The organism is Roseateles sp. P5_E1 (assembly GCF_054049335.1).
Window position 1 is genome coordinate 1 of sequence record NZ_JBFUMN010000391.1, and the last position, 555, is coordinate 555.

1 pseudogene is annotated in these 555 nt (G+C 68.5%); it reads left to right on the forward strand.

Annotated elements, in window-relative coordinates:
* Positions 1 to 555 (forward strand): annotated as a pseudogene (gene fusA / locus ACXJKJ_RS31700) (elongation factor G); the annotation flags it as partial.

Here is a 555-nt window from a genome sequence, read left to right on the forward strand (position 1 = left end):
CTGCTGGACACCATCCATGCCCAGCACGCGGTGCTGGCGTGGCGGTTGAACGCCGACAAGGCGTCCGACCTGATCCGGATGAGCCAGGGCCTGTCGAGCCTGGCGCAGGAAGATCCCTCGTTCCGCGTCGCCACCGATGCGGTCACCGGGGAGACCCTGATCTGGGGCATGGGCGAACTGCACCTGGAAGTGATGGTCGAGCGCCTGCGCAGCGAGTGGAACGTGCCGGTCAAGGTGGGCGCGCCCCGTGTCGCCTATCAGGAGACGCCGTCGCGGGCGGTGCAGGACGTGGAGGGCAAGGTCGTCAAGCAGACCGGTGGCCAGGGCCAGTTCGCCCGGGTGCTGATCGAGGTGGTGCCCACCGGTGACGAGGCGGTGCGTTTCGTCGACCGCACGGTCGGCGGCGTGATCCCGAAGTCGTTCGTGGCGGCCGTGGAAAAGGGCGTACGCGCGGCGCTGGAAGAAGGGCCGCGTGGACATCCGGTGGTCGGGATCGAGGTGACCCTGACCGATGGGCAGACCCATGCCAAGGACTCCTCGGAGATGGCCTTCCAC